Genomic DNA, 17,582 nt, shown 5'->3' with positions numbered 1-17,582 from the left:
TCAATCCCTACGCTTCGGCTCAATCAACCAACTGTGCTTCTTTCAACGCCCCCAGGGCCTCCAGCCAACGCGGCTGCTGCCGGTAATCAGTCCTGGCAAAGCCACGCCCACGCATCTGCGCAATCCGCGGCGAAGGCTTGACCTTCAGGCGCTGCGCCGCAGTCAGCGCCAGCTCCGCCGCAGCCCGGTCATTGCACACCAGGCCCATGTCGCATCCGGCACTCAGCGCCGCCTCGATACGATTGGCAGCATCGCCGACCACATGCGCACCAGCCATGGACAGGTCGTCACTGAAGATCACCCCATCGAAGCCCAGCTCGCCACGCAGGATGTCCTGCAGCCAGCGCCGTGAGAAACCGGCCGGCTGATTGTCGACCTGCGGGTAGATGACATGCGCCGGCATCACCGCCGCCAGCTGCCCGCTCAGGCGGGAGAACGGCACCAGGTCCGCCTGGCGAAGTTGCTCGAGACTGCGCTCGTCGGTCGGAATCGCCACATGCGAGTCCGCCTCGGCCCAGCCGTGTCCCGGGAAGTGCTTGCCGCAGGCCGCCATGCCCGCAGCATTCATGCCCCGGATAAAGGCCCCGGCCAACTGCGTGGCGCGCTGCGGGTCGCCCTCGAAGGCACGGCTGCCTACCACCGCGCTGCGCTGGTGATCGAGGTCGAGCACCGGGGCGAAGCTGAGGTCCAGGCCCACCGCCAGCACTTCGCTAGCCATCAGCCAGCCGCATTGCTCAGCCAGGTACTCGGCATTGGCATTGTCGGCGATGGCGCGCATGGCCGGCAGGCGCACGAAGCCCTGGCGCAGGCGCTGCACCCGCCCGCCTTCCTGGTCGACTGCCAGGATCAGGTCGGGGCGGATGGCGCGGATCGAGGCGCACAGCTCGCGCACCTGGCGCGGGCTGTCTATGTTGCGGGCAAAGATGATCAGGCCGGCCACTTCCGGCTGGCGCAGAAGCTGGCGATCCTCGGCAGTCAGCCATTTACCGGCGATATCCACCATCAGGGAGCCTTGCAGGCTGGCGGTCATAGGCAATCCTTCATTGCAGATTCAGTGAAGCCCACTGGGGGCAGGCGGCCTCGTCGATGCGCACCGGGCAATGGGCCGGAACACGCTCGAACAGGCCAAGCAGATCAGTGTTGCGCAAACGTATGCAGCCATGGGACAGCGGCACGCCCAAGGGTTCCGTGTCGGGCGTGCCGTGCAGGTAGATGTAGCGGCGAAAGGTGTCAACGCTACCCAGGCGATTGAAGCCCGGCTCACAGCCGCTGAGCCACAGGATACGGGAGAGGATCCAGTCACGCCCAGGGTGCTGCGCATGCAGCGCCGGCGACCACACCTCGCCCGTCCAGCGCCGGCCTTGCAGCACGGCATTGACGGGCAAGCCTGCACCGATCCGCGCACGCACCTGGTGCAGCCCACGTGGCGTACAACCCGAGCCATTGCGCTCACCTGCGCCATTGCGAGCGGTGGATACCGCGAGGCGCACGCACAATTGCCCCTGGGCAAAGCCGTAGAGGCGCTGGTCGGCGAGGGAAATGTGCAGGAAATCGAGGTCAGGCATGGGCGCTAGCTTAGCCGAAGCGCCCTGCCCCGCCCAGCCTTCAGGCCTTGGCGGTGGCGCTACCGGCCTTGCTGCGCGGGCGCAACTGGGCGCTGGCCATGGCGTTATCGGTAACGCCGCTGTCGGCACGCATGCCGGCGGCCAGGAACGGCACCATCAGGCGCATGACCTGCTCGATCGAGGTGTTAATACCGAAATCGGTCTCGGCAATGGCGCGCAGCGCCTTGATGCCAGACATGCTGAACGCCGCAGCACCCAGCATGAAGTGCACGCGCCAGAACAGTTCAAGCGGCGGGATGCGCGGTGCGGCTTCGTTGACCAGCAGCATGTAGCGGCGGAACACCTTGCCGTACATATCCTCGAGATAGCGCCGCAGGTGGCCCTGGCTCTGGCTGAAGGCCAGGCCCAGCAGGCGCATGAAGATCGACAGGTCGTTGTTGCTGCGTGGCTGCACGACCAACGCCTGCTCCACCAGCATTTCCAGCAGTTCTTCGAGGCTGGGCTTTTGCTCGGGCTTGGCCTGACGCCGCTCAAGCTCACGCTCGAGGCTTGCGCAGAACGGCCCGAGGAAACGCGAAAAGACCGCCTGGATCAGGGCCTTCTTCGAGCCGAAATGATAGTTGACCGCTGCGAGGTTGACCCCGGCCTTGCTGGTAATCAGCCGCAATGAGGTTTCCGCAAAGCCTCTTTCCGCGAACAGCTGCTCGGCAGCATCGAGAATGCGTTCAACGGTTTCAGATTGGGCCATCACTACTCCGCCAGACAGAGACAAACAGGTGTTTGAAACATACGTTTCAGGCCTGCATCTGTCAAGGCTCGGTGACTGGGCGGTCGCCATTTAAAGGCGCCAAGCTGCAGGCTGCAAGCGTCATCTTGGGTATTTCCTGCTGCTTTGTGCTTGCAGCGCATCCAGTACTGTATATAATTCCAGTCACTGTATAAAAAGACAGAGCGCCTGCCATGTTGAAACTGACGCCACGCCAAGCCGAGATCCTGGCTTTCATCAAACGCTGCCTCGAAGACAACGGCTTCCCACCAACACGTGCGGAAATCGCTCAAGAGCTGGGTTTCAAGTCGCCAAACGCCGCCGAGGAGCACCTGAAGGCCCTCGCCCGCAAAGGTGCGATTGAAATGACCCCGGGCGCATCCCGTGGCATCCGCATCCCGGGCTTTGAAGCCAAGTCCGAGGAAAACGGCCTGCCGATCATCGGCCGGGTCGCCGCTGGCGCACCGATCCTCGCCGAGCAGCACATCGAGCAATCCTGCAACATCAACCCAGCTTTCTTCCACCCCCGCGCCGACTATTTGTTGCGTGTGCACGGCATGAGCATGAAGGATGTCGGCATCTTCGACGGCGACCTGCTGGCAGTGCATACCTGTCGCGAGGCCCGCAACGGCCAGATCGTCGTCGCCCGCATCGGCGATGAAGTGACCGTCAAACGCTTCAAGCGTGAAGGCAGCAAGGTCTGGCTGATCGCTGAAAACCCCGAGTTCGCCCCCATCGAAGTCGACCTGAAAGAACAGGACATGGTGATCGAGGGTTTGAGTGTCGGCGTTATTCGCCGCTGATCCAGGAGGCGTCATGCAGCAGTCCATCCAAGCACATCAGCAGGTCCAGCTTCCACTGTTCGAAGCGTTCCTCGCACAGCCGGTACTGCCAGGCCTGAAGGCCAGCGAGCAGGCAAGCAAAAGCAGCCATCCGGAGCTGTTCAGCGAACTGTCCCTGCGTGGCGCCCCCGAACATTGCCAGAGCCTGCTGGCCCCAGTCCTGCGCGAGTTGAGCGAAGAGCAGGAAGCCCGCTGGCTGACACTGATCGCCCCGCCTGCCAGCCTGACCCAAGCCTGGCTGCGCGATGCAGGGCTCAACCGCGAACGGATCCTGCTGCTGCATCCCCGTAGCAATCAGAGCGCACTGCAACTGGCCTGCGAAGTACTGCGCCTGGGCCTAAGCCACACCGTGGTCAGCTGGCTGGGCAGCGTCAACGCTACCTCCCGCCAACAACTGGTACGCGCAGCCAGTGCCGGAAATGCACAAAGCCTGAACATCCGCCTCGGCTGATGTTCAGGCTTTGCCTGTGAAGCAGTGCAAGCGGACTCTTTAGTGCAGCACGCGCGGCCCTTCGTCGCGCTCCAGCTCACCATCCACCAGGCGACCTGCCATCTGCACACCAACGCTCAGCATGGCCTTGGCGACTTCGACATGTTGACCCTGCAGGAACGCCTTCGCGTCTTCCGAGAAATCCAGGGTTACCAGGGAGCCTTCATCCTCGGCGCGACGCAGCTCGATACGGCCATCAGGCAACTCGACAATTTCCAGAAACGACGTAGACATATAGGGCAGTTCTCCACGAAAGGCCGTTAGTGTACCAGCCACTGCAGCTGTCAGCACTCACTCAACGCGTCGCGGAAACGCCTCACCAAGCCTTTGAGGTTATTGCGCCAGCTTTCCAGCTCATCCTTCGACAACCCTGGATGCTCGGGCTCATCAAGGTTGACGGCCTGAATCAGCGGTTGGGTGACGTCGGTTTTTGGCGTTTTTTTCGCGACCGGTGGTCGGAACAAATCGGCATAAGCACTGAGTAATTGCGCCAACCAGGTTTCGCGCTGGCGAACCAGCTCGAGCATTTCCGCGACTTCAGGTATGGCGATGGTGTTCAGCGCATCATCGGCGAGCGCCTGCTCGACTGTAGCCACCACGGGCAAGCGGTAGAAGCCACCTATTTCATGACACAGCCCCAGCAGCGCACCGTACAGGTGGAACAGCGCCGACTCTCGCTCGGCCTGGACCAGGCCTTGAGCATTCATGGCCTGGCTCTGTTCGGCCTTGCCCATCGACTCGAGGGCAAGCCCTGCGAAGAACAGTTTCTGGTTGGTGCGAGTGTAGAGTTCCTGGGCCATTTCGAATGACCTCCCATAGGCTGCAAGGCGAATGACTGCATCATAAATGATTGGGGCCGCTTTGCGCCCCTTCGCGGGCAAGCCCGCCCCCACAAGTACGGCACCGCCTTGCGGACTGGTGCTATCCCTGTGGGAGCGGGCTTGCCCGCGAAGGGCCGCGAAGGGCCGCGAAGCGGCCCCAATTAAAGCACTGACGGATCAGCGCTTGTCTTCAACCTTCCACGCACCACCGTCGTAGAACGCCTTCCAGCCAGTCGGCTTGCCATCGACCTCGGACTGCACGTACTGCTCCTTGGTCTTGCGGCTGTAACGAATCACCGCCGGGCGCCCTTCCGGGTCTTTCTGTGGCGCATCACACAGGAAGTGGTACTTCGGATCGATCTCATGCTTGTGCGGCACGATTTCCAGCACCAGCGGCGCACGGGTTTCGCGGTTTTTCGGGAACTGGCTGGCAGCCAGGAACAGCCCCGAAGCGCCGTCACGCAGCACGTAGGTGTCGTCGACCTTCTCGCACTTGAGCTCCGGCATCTCCACCTTGTCCATCTTAGGTGGCGCCGCCTCACCGCTCTTGAGCAGCTTGCGAGTGTTCTTGCACGCAGGGTTGGTGCAACCGAAGAACTTGCCGAAACGGCCCGTCTTGAGCTGCATTTCGCTGCCGCACTTGTCGCACTCCAGGCTCGGCCCTTCGTAGCCCTTGATGCGGTAGCTGCCCTCTTCGATCTCGTAGCCAGCGCAATCCGGGTTATTACCGCAGATGTGCAGCTTGTGCTTCTCGTCCAACAGGTAGGCATCCATCGCCGTGGCGCAGATCGGGCAGCGATGCTTGCCCAGCAGCACGCGCGATTCCGACTCACCCTCGTCGTCCGCGGCAATTTCATCACCCGGCACCAGGTTCACGGTGGCCTTGCAGCGTTCTTTCGGCGGCAGGCTGTAACCCGAGCAACCGAGGAACACACCAGTGGAAGCGGTGCGGATCATCATCGGCCGGCCGCATTCCTTGCACGGAATGTTGGTCATGGTCGGCTGGTTGGCACGCATGCCGTTTTCGGCAGACTCTGCGGTCAGCAGTTTCTTGCTGAAGTCACCGTAGAACTCATCGAGTACGTTTTTCCAGTCGCGCTCGCCCTGGGCCACGTCGTCGAGGTTCTCCTCCATGCCGGCAGTGAAGCCGTAGTCCATCAGGTTGGAGAAGCTTTCCGACAGGCGCTCGGTAACGATGTCGCCCATCTTCTCGGAGTAGAAGCGGCGATTGTGCAGGGTGACGTAACCGCGGTCCTGGATGGTGGAAATGATCGCCGCATAGGTCGACGGGCGGCCGATGCCGCGCTTTTCCATTTCCTTGACCAGGCTGGCTTCGGTGAAGCGCGCTGGCGGTTTGGTGAAGTGCTGGCTCGGGTCGAGCTGAATCAGCTTGAGCGCTTCGCCCTGGGCCATTTCCGGCAGCACATCGTCTTCGCCGGGCTTGCTCTGTTGCGGCAGTACACGGGTGTAACCGTCGAACTTGAGGATGCGGCCCTTGGCACGCAGCTCGAAGTCGCCAGCGGCCACGGTGACACTGGTGGACAGATACTGCGCTGGCGGCATCTGGCAGGCCAGGAACTGGCGCCAGATCAGCTCGTACAGGCGCTCAGCGTCCCGCTCCATACCGCTGAGCTTGGTCGGGTGCGTGTTGACGTCGGAAGGGCGAATCGCCTCGTGCGCTTCCTGGGCGCCTTCCTTGCTGCCATATACCAGCGGGGCTTCCGGCAGGTACTGCTTGCCGAACTCGCGCTCGATGTAGCTGCGCGCCATGTCCAGGGCATCGGCCGACAGGTTGGTCGAGTCGGTACGCATGTAGGTGATGTAACCCGCTTCGTACAGACGCTGGGCCATCATCATGGTCTTCTTCACCCCGAAGCCCAGGCGGTTGCTGGCAGCTTGCTGCAGGGTGGAGGTGATGAACGGGGCCGACGGCTTGCTGCTGGTCGGGCGGTCTTCGCGCTTGATCACGCTGTAGCTGGAAGCCTTGAGCTTCTCCAGCGCGGCCATGGCCTGGGCTTCGTTCAGCGGCTTGAAGGCTTCGCCCTTCTCGCGCGACACCTCGAAACGTACCTTGGCGTTCTTGGCCGTACCGAGGTCGGCGTGCACTTCCCAGTACTCTTCCGGTACGAAGGCACGGATCTCGCGCTCACGCTCGACCACCAGCTTCACCGCCACCGACTGCACACGGCCGGCAGACAGGCCACGGGCGATCTTGGCCCACAGCAGCGGCGAAACCATGTAGCCCACCACGCGATCAAGGAAGCGCCGCGCCTGCTGGGCGTTGACCCGGTCGATGTCCAGCTCGCCAGGCTGCGAGAACGCTTCCTGGATCGCCTTCTTGGTAATTTCGTTGAACACCACGCGCTTGTAGCGGGTGTCGTCACCACCGATGGCTTCGCGCAGGTGCCAGGCAATGGCTTCCCCTTCGCGATCCAAGTCGGTTGCGAGATAGATGGTGTCGGCATCCTTGGCCAGGCGGCGCAGCTCTTCGATCACCTTTTCCTTGCCGGGAAGGATCTCGTACTTGGCCTTCCAGCCGTGTTCGGGGTCGACGCCCATGCGCGCCACCAGCTGGCGACGGGCCTTCTCTTTCGGCGACAGCGCCGGAGCCTCACCCGCAGCGGCCTTGCCACGCTTGGCGGCCGGCTCTTTGCTTGCGCTGGCCGAACCGCTGGTGGGGAGGTCTCGGATATGGCCGATACTCGACTTCACCACGTACTGGTTGCCCAGGTACTTGTTGATGGTCTTGGCCTTGGCCGGGGATTCCACAATGACCAGCGATTTGCCCATGGATCGGAGTATTCCTGAATCTGAAGATGAAAAACGCGTCAGGTGCCGGACGCGGCACCGCTATATATAGTGGCGAAAGAGAGAGGTCAAGCGTGGTCGATCACGCTTGCGACTTGCCAGACAGCTCAGGCAGCCCTTCTTCGGCCTTGACCAAAGCAAAGCGCGGCACCTGCTCGCCGTCAACCTCGACGGACTCCTGGAACATCGCAAGCGGCCTCACCCAGAAGCTGTAATCACCATACAGGCATTGGTAGAAGACCATCCACTCTTCGTTCTCGGAGTGCCGTGCAACACTGAAGACACGGTACTCAGGCCCTTTGTAATGCCGGTAAACGCCTGGTTGTATCTGCATGTCGCCCTTCCTCTTGAAACAAATTCTGTAAAAAACAAAAACCGGGGCACAAGGCCCCGGCTGCTGTCCCGCTACGCGATCAGACGCGTTCGAAGACAGTGGTGATACCTTGGCCAAGGCCGACGCACATGGTTGCCACCCCCAGGGTGCCGCCATTCTGCTTCATGACGTTGAGCAGGGTGCCGGAAATACGTGCACCAGAGCAACCGAACGGGTGGCCCAAAGCGATGGCGCCGCCGTGCAGGTTAACCTTCTCATCCATCTTGTCGAGCACTTTCAAGTCTTTGAGCACTGGCAGGGCCTGTGCGGCGAAGGCTTCGTTGAGCTCGATGAAGTCGATGTCGGCCATGGTCAGGCCGGCGCGCTTGAGGGCTTTCTGGGTCGATGGCACCGGGCCGTAGCCCATGATTGCCGGGTCGACACCGGCTACCGCCATCGAACGGATTACCGCCAGTGGCTGGATGCCCAGGTCCATGGCGCGCTGGCCGGACATGACGATCATGCACGAAGCACCGTCGGTGATCTGCGACGAAGTACCGGCAGTCACGGTGCCGCCTTTCGGGTTGAACGCCGGCTTCAGCGACGCCAGGCCCTCGAGGGTGGTTTCCGGGCGAATGGTCTCGTCGAAATCAAAGACCTTCAGGAAACCATTCTCGTCATAGCCCTGCATCGGAATGATCTCGTCCTTGAACTTGCCTTCGACCGTCGCCTTGTGGGCAAGCTGGTGCGAACGCAGGCCGAACAGGTCCTGCTGCTCACGGCTGATGCCATGCATCTTGCCCAGCATCTCGGCAGTCAGGCCCATCATCCCGGACGCCTTGGCAGCGTACAGCGACATGTGCGGGTTAGGGTCGACGCCATGCATCATGCTGACGTGGCCCATGTGCTCGACACCGCCGACCACGAACACGTCACCGTTGCCGGTCATGATTGCCTGGGCGGCGGTGTGCAGCGCGCTCATCGACGAACCGCACAGGCGGCTGACGGTCTGGGCGGCCGAAGTGTGTGGAATCTGGGTCATCAGCGACGCCATGCGGGCGATGTTCCAGCCCTGCTCCAGGGTCTGGTTGACGCAGCCCCAGATCACGTCTTCGACTTCTTTCGGGTCGACCTTGCCGTTGCGTTCCAGCAGCTTGCTGATCAGGTGCGCGGACATGTCTTCGGCGCGGGTGTTGCGGTGCATGCCACCCTTGGAGCGGCCCATGGGGGTGCGACCGAAGTCGACAATCACCACGTCTCTTGGATTCAGGCTCATATCAAATCTCTCGCTCTAGCTCGTTGACCACTCAGTTGAAGAAGCGCTGGCCGTTCTTGGCCATTTCACGCAGCTTCGCGGTCGGGTGGTACAGCGGCCCCAGGTCGGCGTACTGGTCGGCCAGGGCAACGAATTCGGCCACACCGATCAAGTCGATGTAGCGCAGTGCACCACCCCGGAATGGAGGGAACCCAATGCCATAGACCAGGCCCATGTCAGCTTCGGCGGCGGTTTCGACGATGCCGTCTTCCAGGCAGCGCACGGTCTCCAGGCACAGTGGCACCATCATCCAGTTGATGATGTCTTCATCGGTCACTTCACGCTGCTCGAAGACGATCGGCTTGAGCACATCCAGCACGGTGGCATCGAAGACTTTCTTCGGCTTGCCGCGCTTGTCAGTCTCGTAGGCGTAGAAGCCCTTGCCGTTCTTCTGGCCCAGGCGGTTGGCCTCGTACAGGGCATCGACGGCCGAGCGACGCTCGTCCTTCATGCGGTCCGGGAAACCTTCGGCCATCACGTCGCGGCCGTGGTGGCCGGTGTCGATGCCGACCACGTCCATCAGGTAGGCCGGGCCCATCGGCCAGCCGAACTTCTCCATGACCTTGTCAATGCGCACGAAGTCGACACCAGCGCTGACCAGCTTGGCGAAACCGCCGAAGTAAGGGAACAGCACACGGTTGACCAGGAACCCCGGGCAGTCGTTGACCACGATCGGGTTCTTGCCCATTTTCTTGGCGTAGGCCACGGTGGTGGCGACAGCCACTTCACTGGACTTCTCGCCACGGATCACTTCCACCAGCGGCATCATGTGCACAGGGTTGAAGAAGTGCATGCCGACGAAGTTTTCCGGGCGCTTGAGCGCCTTGGCCAGCAGGTTGATGGAAATTGTCGAGGTGTTGGATGCGAGGATCGCATCTTCTTTCACCTGGCCTTCCACTTCGGCCAGCACGGCCTGCTTGACCTTCGGGTTCTCGACCACGGCTTCGACGACGATGTCGACGTTGGCGAAGTCGCCATACGACAGGGTCGGGCGAATGGCATTGAGTGCCTCGGCCATTTTCGCCGGGGTCAGGCGGCCTTTCTCGACACGGTTGCCGAGCAGCTTGGAGGCCTCGTTCAGGCCCAGCTGGATGGCTTCCTCGCGAATGTCCTTCATCAGGATCGGGGTGCCCTTGACCGCCGACTGGTAGGCAATGCCGCCACCCATGATGCCGGCGCCGAGCACGGCGGCCTGCTTCACGTCGTGGGCGATCTCGTCATGCGCCTTGGCCTTGCGCTTGAGTTCCTGGTCATTCAGGAACAGGCCGATCAGGCTTTCGGCTACCGAGGTCTTGGCCAGCTTGGCAAAACCTGCGGCTTCGACTTCCAGAGCCTTGTCGCGACCGAAGTTGGCGGCCTTCTGGATGCTCTTGATGGCTTCGACCGGCGCCGGGTAGTTCGGGCCGGCCTGGCCAGCGACGAAGCCCTTGGCGGTCTCGAAGGCCATCATCTGCTCGATGGCGTTGAGCTTGAGTTTTTCCAGCTTGGGCTGGCGCTTGGCCTTGTAGTCCAGCTCGCCGCTGATGGCGCGCTTGATCAGGTCCAGGGCACCGGCCTGCAGCAGCTCAGGGGCGACCACGGCATCGACGGCGCCGACTTTCAGGGCGTCTTCGGCACGGTTTTCCTTGCCGGCGGCGATCCACTCGATGGCGTTGTCCGAGCCGATCAGGCGCGGCAGGCGCACGGTGCCGCCGAAGCCTGGGTAGATGCCCAGCTTGACTTCCGGCAGGCCGATCTTGGCGCTGGTGGACATGACCCGGTAGTCGGCTGCCAGGCACATTTCCAGGCCGCCACCCAGGGCGATGCCGTTGATGGCCGCCACGGTCGGCACTTCGAGGTCTTCGAAGGCGTTGAAGATGCGGTTGGCTTCCAGGTTGCCGGCAACCAGCTCGGCCTCGGGCAGCTTGAAATTGTCGACGAATTCGGTGATGTCGGCGCCGACGATGAACACGTCCTTGCCACTGCTGACAATCACGCCTTTCACCGAGGCGTCGGCCTTGATGGCGTCGACAGCCTGGCGCAGCTCTTCCAGGGTCAGGCGATTGAACTTGTTGACGGACTCACCCTTGAGGTCGAACTTCAGTTCGACGATGCCGCTTTCAAGAGCCTTAACCGTGATGGCTTTACCTTCGTAAATCATCAACTGATCTCCACGATATGGAAGCTGAACTGTACACGCCGATCGCTGGTGGAAAAGCAGGCCTTGCCGCCCTTGCCCCAGGCACACCCGTCAGCGCGATAGTCGGGATTCTGTATGAGCGGTATGACATACAAACGCTCAATTCATACGCCCGTTTGATTTGGGTATGCACACATTCTCCGAAAAGATCGGCGTTGTCAAATGCTCCCGAACGGGGTGAAAACGCGACTTTCCAGTCATTTTGTATCGCCGGAGGGCAAAACATGATGACAGTGATCGCCGATCATTCATGTCAGCGATTGACCACAGGGAAACGGCCGGCGCTGCATTTTTTTCATGCAACCGGCCAGGGAATGGCTACACTGCGACTGGATTCAAGAATTTCCCGGCCTGCCTGGCCTTTTCTGCGCTGCAGAAACGACAAAGCGGCAACCTGGTAGCTACCGGGTTGCCGCTTTGTCGTTATGGGCGATCAAGCGAGGGTATCGAAGGCGTGGGCAATATCCTGCAATACAGATTCATCACCGCGCTCGCTCCAGTACAGGGCAATCATGCGCTTGTCGGCCTCGACCTTGTACACGGTCTCTGGCAAGCGCGCGAACACCTCGTTCAGGCGCGGCTCCTCGCACACCTCCTTCCACTGGTTCCACCACACGCCGGGGCTGACCTGCCAGTAGCACCAGCTGTCCTCATGCCCCCGACGGCGGCCGCGATGGTACTGCGGGCACGGGCTAGGCGGCTCCGTTTGCAGCCAGTGCGGCCATTGCTGCGGTGCCAGCTGCATGGCCAGGCCCATGCGCCGCGCCTCCAGGCGCAAGTTCATCTGCTGCCCCTGCTTGCGCGACAGCCGCAACCAGGAAAGCGGACTGAGAATCAGCGCAAGGATTGACACCACCAGCCATACCGTCATATCTGTAGATTCCATAAAGCGTTGCAAATGAGCGGGTTACTCAGTATTCACGGATGACCTGCCGGAAAGCGACCATACTTCTACTATCGCGATTGTCAGGAGTACAGCTCATGTCCTACGAACATCTTCTGGTCGCTGTCGACCTTACCGAAGAATGCGACCCGGTGATCAAACGTGCCATGGCGCTGGCGGCACCGTCGAATGCCAAGGTCTCGCTGGTGCATATCGTCGAACCAATGGCCATGGCCTTTGGCGGCGATGTGCCGATGGACCTGTCGCAACTGCAACAGCAACAGTTCGACCAGGCCAAGGAGCGCATGGATCGCCTGTTCAATAAGTACCCAGACATCAACCGTGGTGATTCGCACCTGACCTACGGCCAGCCGCGCCAGGAAATTCACCAGTTGGCCAAGGAGCAGGAGTGCGACCTGATCGTGGTGGGCAGCCATGGCCGGCATGGCCTGGCATTGCTGCTGGGCTCCACTGCCAATGACGTGCTGCATGGGGCGCCGTGCGATGTGCTGGCGGTGCGACTGCTGAAGAAAGAGTGATTAAGCCTATACCGGCCTCTTCGCGGGCAAGCCAGCCCCCACAGGCACTGCACAGCCCTCAGGCTTTCGCAATCTCTGTGGGAGCGGGCTTGCCCGCGAATAGGCCTGTGAGGGCCAATCAGCCTTCCAGCTCAGCCCACCGCTCTACCAACGCATCCAGCTCACCCTGCAGCTTCTCGATCTTGGCCAACACTGCCGAAGTCTCGGCAATCGGCCGCTGATAGAAGCCAGCAGCGTTCACTTCTTCTTGCGCCTGGGCCATGCGCTGCTCGACCTCGTCGATCTGCCCCGGGAGCATTTCCAGCTCGCGCTGCAGCTTGTAGCTGAGCTTCTTCTTCGAAGCATCCGCCACCGGCGCCGCTGGCGCAGGTGCTGCCACCTCCACGGGTTTCTCGACCACGGCACTGTTGAGCTCGGACTTGCCACCCTTGCTCTCGGTCACGCCCAGCAGCTTCGCCGAACCACCCTGGCGGATCCAGTCCTCGTAGCCACCGACGTACTCGCGCACCTTGCCCTCACCTTCGAACACCAGTGTGCTGGTGACGACGTTGTCGAGGAAGGCCCGGTCGTGGCTGACCATCAGCACGGTACCCTTGTAGTTGGACAGCACCTCTTCGAGCAGCTCGAGGGTTTCCACATCCAGGTCGTTGGTCGGTTCGTCGAGTACCAGCAGGTTGGCCGGCTTGCTGAACAGCTTGGCCAGCAGCAGGCGTGCACGCTCGCCACCAGACAGCGCCTTGACCGGCGTGCGTGCACGCTGCGGGCTGAACAGGAAATCACCGAGGTAGCTCAGCACATGGCGGTTCTGGCCATCGATTTCGATGAAATCGCGGCCTTCGGCGAGGTTGTCGATGACGGTCTTTTCCAGGTCGAGCTGGTGGCGCATCTGGTCGAAGTAGGCCACTTCCAGCTTGGTACCGCGCTCGACCTTGCCTGCCGTGGGCTCCAGGTCACCGAGCATCATCTTCAGCAGGGTAGTCTTGCCGGTACCGTTGGCACCCAGCAGGCCGATACGGTCCTGGCGCTGCAGGACCATGGAGAAGTCCTTGACCAGCAGCGGGCCATCGGCGTGATGGAAGCTGACGTTCTCCAGCACCATCACCTGCTTGCCGGACTTGTCCGCTGCCTCGATCTGGATGTTCGCCTTGCCCTGGCGCTCGCGGCGCTCGCCGCGCTCCACGCGCAAAGCCTTGAGGGCGCGCACGCGGCCTTCGTTACGGGTACGACGGGCCTTGATGCCCTGGCGGATCCACACCTCTTCCTGGGCCAGGCGCTTGTCGAACAAGGCGTTGGCAGTCTCTTCGGCGGCCAGCGCGGCCTCCTTGTGCACCAGGAAGCTGGCGTAGTCGCCGTTCCAGTCGATCAGGCCGCCGCGGTCCAGCTCAAGGATGCGCGTGGCGAGGTTCTGCAGGAATGAACGGTCGTGGGTGATGAACAGCACGGCGCCGTTGAAGCCGCGCAGGGCCTCTTCGAGCCAGGCGATGGCACCGATGTCCAGGTGGTTGGTCGGCTCGTCGAGCAGCAGCAGATCAGGTTCCGACACCAGGGCCTGGGCCAGCAGCACGCGGCGGCGCCAGCCACCGGAAAGCTCGGCCAGGGTCTTGTCGGCAGGCAGCTGCAGGCGGCTCAGGGTGCTTTCCACCACCTGCTGCAGGCGCCAGCCATCGCGGGCCTCCAGCTCGTGCTGGACGTGCATGAGCTTTTCCAGATCTTCGTCGCCCTGGATGTTCTGGCTCAGGTGATGGAACTCGGCCAGCAACTCGCCGACACCATCCAGGCCGGCAGCGACCACGTCGAACACGGTGCGCTCGTCGGCGACCGGCAGCTCCTGCGGCAACTCACCGATCTTCAGGCCAGGGGCGCGCCAGATCTCGCCGTCGTCGCCCTTCTGCTCGCCCTTGACCAGGCGCAGCATGCTCGACTTGCCGGTACCGTTGCGGCCGATGATGCACACCCGCTCGCCACGGGCGATCTGCCAGGACACTTTGTCCAGCAGCGGCATCGCGCCGAATGCGAGGGACACATCGCTGAATTTGAGCAGGGTCATGTTCGTCTCCAGAAAGCGGGCGCGCATTCTACCTGACTTGGCCCTTTCCGGCATTAAGTTGACTACCGCACAGGGGCTTGGCGACGCCCGGTCGGTGTTAATGCCCGGTTACAAGCACAGCGCTATCACCCGCCGCCAGCAAACGGCTAAGCTAAGGCAATCAAATTTCAACAGTGCTGGCTTCGCCGTCACTTCCCCATGGTTCAACTGCCCGGACGTATCATGCGCAGCCGCCTGTTACAGATTGCTTCCTGCCTGCTGCTTACTGCCGCCACCGCCAATGCGGCGCAGGCCATCGACCTTTCCCAGCAACGCCAGTACTACGACGAGGCCAAGCGTGCACTGGCCAAGGGCGACAAAGGCCCTTACCTGCGCTATAGCCAGGCACTGCGCGACTACCCGCTCACGCCATACCTGGCATACGACGAACTGACCGCGCGCCTGAAGAGTGCCAGCAACGAGGAAATCGAAGGTTTCCTGGCCAAGCATGGCGACCTGCCCCAGGCCAACTGGATGAAATTGCGCTGGCTGCGCTGGCTGGCCGAACGCGGCGAGTGGAACACTTTCGTCAAGTACTATGACCCCAAGCTCAACTTTACCGAACTGGACTGCCTCAATGGCCAGTACCAGTTGAGCCACGGCCAACGTGCAGAAGGTTTCGCCAGCGCCGAAAAACTGTGGAACGTCGGCAAGTCGCAACCGGCTGCCTGCGACACCCTGTTCGGCATGTGGGCCGCAGAAGGCCAGCTGACCGAGGCCAAGCGCTGGAACCGTGCCAAGCTCGCGGCCCAGGCGCGCAACTACGCGCTGGCCAACAACATGGTGCAGGGCCTGACCACACTGGGGCCACAGGGCCGCTTGCTGATCGACGTGGCGCAAAAGCCCGAACTGCTCAACCAGCCCTCGCGCTTTACCCCGGCCAACGAGGCCATGTCTGATGTGGTCAGCCTCGGCCTGCGCCGCCTGGCCAAGCAGGATCCCGATCGAGCCATGGAGATGCTCGACGACTACGCCCAACGCATGCACTTCTCGCGCGACGAGAAGGTCGCCATCGCCCGCGAGATCGGCCTGACCCTGGCACGTCGTTACGACCCCCGCGCCCTTGACCTGATGACCCGTTACGACCCCGAACTGCGCGACAACACGGTCAGCGAATGGCGCCTGCGCCTGTTGCTGCGCCTGGGCCGCTGGGAAGACGCCTACGAGCTCACCAAGCGCCTGCCACAGGACCTTGCCAGCAGCAACCGCTGGAAATACTGGCAAGCCCGCAGCCTGGAACTGGCCCAGCCGACCAACCCGCAGGTGCCGTTGCTGTACAAGAACGTGGCACGTGAGCGTGACTTCTACGGCTTCCTCGCGGCTGACCGGGCAAAAACGCCTTACCAACTGAACAACAAGCCACTGTTGCTGAGCCCGCAACTGGTCAACAAGGTGCGCAACACCCCGGGCATCCAACGCGCCCTGGAGTTTCACGCCCGCGGCCAGGTCGTCGAAGGCCGCCGCGAGTGGTACCACGTGAGCCGCCACTTCACCCGCGACGAGATGGTCGCCCAGGCACGCCTGGCCTACGACATGCATTGGTACTTCCCGGCCATCCGCACCATCAGCCAGGCGCAGTACTGGGATGACCTGGATATCCGCTTCCCGATGGCCTACCGCGACACCCTGGTACGTGAGGCCAAGGTGCGCGGGCTGCATTCGAGCTGGGTGTTTGCCATCACCCGCCAGGAAAGCGCCTTCATGGAGGATGCCCGTTCCAGCGTCGGTGCCAGCGGCCTGATGCAGGTCATGCCCGCCACCGCCAAGGAGACCGCACGCAAGTTCAGCATCCCACTGGCTTCGCCGCAGCAGATGTTCAACCCGGAGAAGAACATTCAGGTCGGTGCGGCCTACCTGAGCCAGGTGCACGGCCAGTTCAATGGAAACCGGGTGCTGGCTTCCGCAGCCTACAACGCAGGCCCGGGGCGCGTACGGCAGTGGCTGAAAGGCGCCAAGCACCTGAGCTTCGACGTGTGGGTGGAATCGATTCCGTTCGACGAGACGCGCCAATATGTGCAGAACGTACTGTCGTATTCGGTGATCTACGGGCAAAAGCTCAATGTGCCGCAGCCTCTGGTGGACTGGCATGAGCGGTACTTCGATGACATGTGATTTGCGCTGAGGCCAAACTGGCCTCTTCGCGGGTTTACCCGCGAAGGGGCCTGTACAGGTTATTCCAGCACTTCGACTTCCATCCCGACCTCAAGCCAACCCGTGCCATCCACGGCCAGGTTCTGCCCGAACAGAATATCCCCCTCCCGCTCGCGGAAGGTCTTAAGGGTCGTCAACGGCTCGCGGTCGACACTGCGCTCCCCGGTCGCCGGGTCGAGCGTGGTGAAGATGCACCTTACACTGGGCTTGAGCACACGAAACTCCAGCTCACCAATGCGAATCCGCTTCCAGCCGTCCTCGGCAAACGGCTCAGCCCCTTGCACCACCAGGTTCGGTCGAAAGCGTAGCATTTCCATGGGCCGGCCAATCCTGCGGCTCAAATCATCCAGTGAGCCCTGACCGATCAGCAACAACGGAAAGCCATCAGGGAAAGCCGCACGGTCACTGTTCAGGCCATAACCATTGGGCAGGTATCGCGCCCGCTGCTCTGGGCAATGCACAAGGCGCACCGCCTTGCCGAGCCACTGCGACAACCAGGCGGCAACCTCGTCGCCGGCGTCCGGCACGCGCAAGGTATCGCGCCAGACGGTTACGCCGCGCAGCACATCGTCAGCGCCCGGCACCGCCACGCGCAACGGGCTTTGCCCAGGCAACTCCAGCAGCAACTCGCCAGCCTCGCCCTCACTGGCCTTCAGCTGGCCCAGCTGTGGCCAGGCACGCTGGGTGAGAAAGCGTCCGTTCTCTTCCTCGACCACCATCCAGCGCCGATCGCCCTGCAACCCCAGAAGACCCACCGGCGAGCCCTGCAGGCATTGCGCCTGCCCCGACTTCACCGGGTACCGATACAACTCACTGAGAAACAT

16 protein-coding genes are annotated in these 17,582 nt (G+C 62.2%); 4 read left to right on the top strand and 12 right to left on the bottom strand.

What is annotated here, in order from left to right; all coding sequences use genetic code 11:
- Positions 1-19 precede the first annotated feature (19 nt).
- Genes nagZ through BUQ73_RS06730 form a run of 3 tightly spaced genes read right to left on the bottom strand, consistent with a single transcriptional unit; the run spans position 20 to position 2,313 of the window.
- Complete coding sequence (nagZ, locus tag BUQ73_RS06740; protein ID WP_192858717.1) at positions 20-1,018, bottom strand: beta-N-acetylhexosaminidase; 999 nt, start codon at positions 1,016-1,018, stop codon at positions 20-22.
- Between the two features lie 22 nt (positions 1,019-1,040).
- Positions 1,041-1,565 carry a L,D-transpeptidase gene (locus BUQ73_RS06735; protein ID WP_079227156.1) on the bottom strand — a complete coding sequence of 175 codons (525 nt, stop codon included), beginning with the start codon at positions 1,563-1,565 and terminating at the stop codon, positions 1,041-1,043.
- A 40-nt stretch (positions 1,566-1,605) separates the two neighbouring features.
- A complete protein-coding gene (locus BUQ73_RS06730) occupies positions 1,606-2,313 on the bottom strand; it encodes a TetR/AcrR family transcriptional regulator (RefSeq protein ID WP_027919560.1) in 708 nt (235 codons plus the stop codon).
- 212 nt (positions 2,314-2,525) lie between these two features.
- Between BUQ73_RS06730 and lexA the strand changes: the two genes are divergently transcribed.
- Both lexA and sulA read left to right on the top strand, forming a co-directional pair.
- Positions 2,526-3,134: a transcriptional repressor LexA gene (gene lexA, locus BUQ73_RS06725; RefSeq protein WP_079227155.1), complete on the top strand. Its 609-nt coding sequence runs from the start codon at positions 2,526-2,528 to the stop codon at positions 3,132-3,134.
- A 13-nt stretch (positions 3,135-3,147) separates the two neighbouring features.
- Positions 3,148-3,624, top strand: coding sequence for an SOS-induced cell division inhibitor SulA (sulA, locus tag BUQ73_RS06720; RefSeq protein WP_079227154.1), 477 nt, complete (start codon positions 3,148-3,150; stop codon positions 3,622-3,624).
- 39 nt (positions 3,625-3,663) lie between these two features.
- Here sulA and BUQ73_RS06715 read toward each other — a convergent pair whose 3' ends face one another.
- From BUQ73_RS06715 to BUQ73_RS06685, 7 genes are all read right to left on the bottom strand, one after another.
- Positions 3,664-3,897: a hypothetical protein gene (locus BUQ73_RS06715; RefSeq protein WP_027919557.1), complete on the bottom strand. Its 234-nt coding sequence runs from the start codon at positions 3,895-3,897 to the stop codon at positions 3,664-3,666.
- 50 nt (positions 3,898-3,947) lie between these two features.
- Positions 3,948-4,463: a DUF6586 family protein gene (locus tag BUQ73_RS06710; protein WP_079227153.1), complete on the bottom strand. Its 516-nt coding sequence runs from the start codon at positions 4,461-4,463 to the stop codon at positions 3,948-3,950.
- A 198-nt stretch (positions 4,464-4,661) separates the two neighbouring features.
- Positions 4,662-7,274 (bottom strand): type I DNA topoisomerase, encoded by a 2,613-nt coding sequence (topA, locus tag BUQ73_RS06705; RefSeq protein ID WP_079227152.1) that lies wholly within the window; start codon positions 7,272-7,274, stop codon positions 4,662-4,664.
- Positions 7,275-7,374: 100 nt separating this feature from the next.
- The gene (locus BUQ73_RS06700; protein WP_079227151.1) at positions 7,375-7,626 is read right to left on the bottom strand and encodes a DUF1653 domain-containing protein; all 252 of its coding nucleotides are present in this window, start codon (positions 7,624-7,626) and stop codon (positions 7,375-7,377) included.
- Positions 7,627-7,705: 79 nt separating this feature from the next.
- Positions 7,706-8,881, bottom strand: coding sequence for an acetyl-CoA C-acyltransferase FadA (gene fadA / locus BUQ73_RS06695; RefSeq protein ID WP_027919553.1), 1,176 nt, complete (start codon positions 8,879-8,881; stop codon positions 7,706-7,708).
- Positions 8,882-8,912: 31 nt separating this feature from the next.
- Positions 8,913-11,060, bottom strand: a complete 2,148-nt coding sequence (fadB, locus tag BUQ73_RS06690; RefSeq protein ID WP_079227150.1) for a fatty acid oxidation complex subunit alpha FadB — start codon at positions 11,058-11,060, stop codon at positions 8,913-8,915.
- 472 nt (positions 11,061-11,532) lie between these two features.
- A complete protein-coding gene (locus tag BUQ73_RS06685) occupies positions 11,533-11,970 on the bottom strand; it encodes a hypothetical protein (RefSeq protein WP_079227149.1) in 438 nt (145 codons plus the stop codon).
- A gap of 110 nt (positions 11,971-12,080) precedes the next feature.
- Between BUQ73_RS06685 and BUQ73_RS06680 the strand changes: the two genes are divergently transcribed.
- Complete coding sequence (locus BUQ73_RS06680) at positions 12,081-12,521, top strand: universal stress protein (protein ID WP_079227148.1); 441 nt, start codon at positions 12,081-12,083, stop codon at positions 12,519-12,521.
- Between the two features lie 118 nt (positions 12,522-12,639).
- Here the strand turns inward: BUQ73_RS06680 and BUQ73_RS06675 are convergent, their stop codons facing one another.
- Positions 12,640-14,568: an ATP-binding cassette domain-containing protein gene (locus tag BUQ73_RS06675; protein ID WP_027919549.1), complete on the bottom strand. Its 1,929-nt coding sequence runs from the start codon at positions 14,566-14,568 to the stop codon at positions 12,640-12,642.
- Between the two features lie 222 nt (positions 14,569-14,790).
- Here BUQ73_RS06675 and BUQ73_RS06670 point away from each other — a divergent pair, with 222 nt between their 5' ends.
- Entirely contained in the window at positions 14,791-16,719 is a 1,929-nt protein-coding gene (locus BUQ73_RS06670; protein WP_079227147.1) for a transglycosylase SLT domain-containing protein, read from the top strand.
- A gap of 59 nt (positions 16,720-16,778) precedes the next feature.
- On the opposite strand, the gene BUQ73_RS06665 is transcribed toward BUQ73_RS06670, so the two are convergent.
- The gene (locus tag BUQ73_RS06665) at positions 16,779-17,582 is read right to left on the bottom strand and encodes an MOSC domain-containing protein (protein WP_079227146.1); all 804 of its coding nucleotides are present in this window, start codon (positions 17,580-17,582) and stop codon (positions 16,779-16,781) included.

Source organism: Pseudomonas putida (genome assembly GCF_002025705.1).
Lineage (GTDB): Bacteria > Pseudomonadota > Gammaproteobacteria > Pseudomonadales > Pseudomonadaceae > Aquipseudomonas > Aquipseudomonas putida_J.
This window is presented reverse-complemented; position numbering and strand designations above follow the sequence as displayed.